Below are 2,538 nucleotides of genomic sequence, written 5' to 3' on the forward strand. Positions count from 1 at the left end.
GCGAAGAAACCCGGGCCTCAAAGAGAAGCAGGCCGGCCTTGTCTGCCCGTGGCGAATCCCCTCCCCGGACCGCGCCGCGCGGTGTGTGATGGGACCTATGAACGATCAGGAGGCGCTGGACGCCTACTCGGCGTCGATCGTGCGCGTGGTCGACGCCGTCCTGCCGTCGGTCGCGGCGGTCTCGGTGCGGACGGCGCGCGGGGCGGGGGCCGGGAGCGCCTCGGTCATCCCGGGCGACCGGCTGCTGCTGACGAGCGCGCACGTCGTCGAGTCGGCCACGAACGTCCGCGCCGCCTTCTCCGACGGCTCGGAGGTCGCGGCGCGGGTGATCGGGCGGGACCCGCTCTCCGACCTCGCGGTGCTGCGGGCGGACGACGACGTGCCGCCCGCCCTGCCCCTCGGGGACGCCGCCGTCCTGCGGGTCGGCCAGCTCGTCGTGGCCCTCGGCAACCCGCTGGGGCTGGCGGGCAGCGTCACGGCCGGGATCGTGTCCGCGCTCGGCCGGTCCCTGCCGACCGGGGCCGGCCGGATCATCGACGAGGTGGTGCAGACCGACGCGGCGCTCAACCCGGGCAACAGCGGGGGAGCGCTCGCGGACACGGCGGGCCGGCTCGTCGGCGTCAACACCGCCGTGGCGGGCATCGGCCTGGGGCTCGCGGTGCCGGTCAACGCCACGACCCGGGCCATCATCGACACCCTGGTCCGCGACGGCCGGGTGCGGCGCGCGTGGCTGGGCATCGCCGGGGCCCAGGTGGTGCTGCCCGAGCCGGTCGCGGAACGGGTCGGCTCCCGGACCGGCATGCAGGTGGCACAGGTCATCGCGCGGTCCCCGGCCGACCTCGCGGGGATCCGCCGCGGCGACATCCTCGTGGCGATCGACGGCGCGACCGTCGTGACGACCACGGCCGTGCAGCGCCTCATGGTGGGCGACGCCATCGGGCGGCGCACCGAGGTGACGGTGTGGCGCAACGGCGCCCTCGTCGACGCGGTGGTGCTCCCGCAGGAGCTGGTCACCGCGCCGTGAGGGCGCCGGGCCGCCGTCGTCCGGCGGCGACGCCGTCACACCGTCGCGGCCGCGTCCGCCAGGACGCGCGCCAGCTCCGCCGGCCGCGTGAACATGGGCCAGTGGCCCGAGTCGATGTCGACCAGGTCGACGTGCTTGGCGCGTGCGAGCTCGGGGACGTCGCCGGCGTCGATCCACTCCTGCGCCTGGGCGGGCGTGAACTCGGGGCACACGACCACCACGGGCACGTCGAACCGGCGCTCGTCGCTCAGGTGCACCACGCCGCGCGCGACCGCCTCGGGGACCGGGACGGCCCTGGCCGAGAAGGCAGCCCGGGCCTCTGCGGAGAGGTCCGCCGAGTCCGGGCCCTCGAACGGCTCCCAGCCGGGGAACGCCATGGCGCCGTCGACGACCTCGAACAGGTCGGCATAGGGCTTGCCGCCGCCCCACGGGAAGCCACCGACCTGGACCACGCCGGCCACCCGCTCGGGACGCGCGTCGGCCGCGAGCCACGCCAGGGTGCACGCCGCGGAGTGCCCCACGACGAGCGGCCTGCCGGAGGCCGCGTCCACGGCGGCGACCACGGTGGCCACCTGGTCCGCCAGTGTGGCGTCCGCCCGGCCGTCGCCCTGGCCGGGCAGCGTGATCGGCACGGCCCGGTGGCCGAGCGCCTCGAGCTGCGGGACGACGTCGTCCCAGGCCGAACCGTCGAGCCAGAGGCCGCCGATGAGCAGGATGTCCATGATTCTCTCCCGTACTCGTACTGATCCGTGGTGCGGCGCGATGCCGACATCATCAACGGTAGGACCGGTTCCGGACGTTCTGCTTCCGGATAAGAAATCGTGCCCGGAGCCGATGATTTTGCTGCGACGCTTCCGTCCATCCCCGTAGAACCAGCCCGCAGGACGCCGCACCGCGCGGCCACCACGACAGGAGATCCACCGCATGCGCACCATCGTCGCCACGCACTTCGTCTCGCTCGACGGCAAGGTCGACCCCACCGGGGGAGACCCCGAGCTGCACGACACCGCGTGGACCTTCAAGACCGTCGACATGGTCCCCGAGGCCTACGAGCTCAAGGGCCGGGAGCAGGAGGAGGCCGGCGCGCTGCTGCTCGGCCGCACCAGCTACCAGATGTTCGCGCCCGTGTGGCCCGACATGGCCGAGTTCACGCGCTACAACGAGCTGCCCAAGTACGTCGTCTCCACGACCCTCACCGACGCGGACCTGACCGACGGCTGGGGCGAGACCACCATCCTGCGCTCGCTGGACGACGTCGCCCGGCTCAAGGAGACCGACGGCGGCGAGATCCAGGTGCACGGCAGCGTGTCGCTGACCCGGGCGCTCGCCGACGCGGGGCTCGTCGACTCCTACCACCTGTTGGTCTTTCCGGTGCTCCTGGGCCAGGGCAAGCCGCTGTTCAGCGACACCGACAAGCCCGCGCAGAAGCTTCGGCTCGTCGAGCACGAGGCGTACAAGAACGGCATCCAGAAGCAGATCTTCGACGTCGTGCGCTGACAGGGTGACCACGCGGC

General features: G+C 73.3%; 3 protein-coding genes. 2 read left to right on the forward strand and 1 reads right to left on the reverse strand.

The window, feature by feature from the left end; all coding sequences use genetic code 11:
• Positions 1 to 97: 97 nt before the first annotated feature.
• A complete protein-coding gene (locus tag ACFWEJ_RS28370) occupies positions 98 to 1,024 on the forward strand; it encodes a S1C family serine protease (RefSeq protein ID WP_377232501.1) in 927 nt (308 codons plus the stop codon).
• A gap of 35 nt (positions 1,025 to 1,059) precedes the next feature.
• Here the strand turns inward: ACFWEJ_RS28370 and ACFWEJ_RS28375 are convergent, their stop codons facing one another.
• A complete protein-coding gene (locus ACFWEJ_RS28375) occupies positions 1,060 to 1,746 on the reverse strand; it encodes an alpha/beta fold hydrolase (protein WP_377232502.1) in 687 nt (228 codons plus the stop codon).
• Positions 1,747 to 1,948: 202 nt separating this feature from the next.
• On the opposite strand from ACFWEJ_RS28375, the gene ACFWEJ_RS28380 reads away from it, so the two are divergent.
• Positions 1,949 to 2,521, forward strand: a complete 573-nt coding sequence (locus ACFWEJ_RS28380) for a dihydrofolate reductase family protein (protein WP_377232503.1) — start codon at positions 1,949 to 1,951, stop codon at positions 2,519 to 2,521.
• Positions 2,522 to 2,538 lie beyond the last annotated feature (17 nt).

It is taken from the genome of Promicromonospora sp. NPDC060204 (assembly GCF_042728455.1).
Classification (GTDB): domain Bacteria; phylum Actinomycetota; class Actinomycetes; order Actinomycetales; family Cellulomonadaceae; genus Promicromonospora.

Coding starts and splice junctions, on each gene's coding strand:
- ACFWEJ_RS28370 (WP_377232501.1), top strand. CDS start 98: ATGAACGATCAGGAGGCGCTGGACGCCTACTCGGCGTCGATCGTGCGC.
- ACFWEJ_RS28375 (WP_377232502.1), bottom strand. CDS start 1,746: ATGGACATCCTGCTCATCGGCGGCCTCTGGCTCGACGGTTCGGCCTGG.
- ACFWEJ_RS28380 (WP_377232503.1), top strand. CDS start 1,949: ATGCGCACCATCGTCGCCACGCACTTCGTCTCGCTCGACGGCAAGGTC.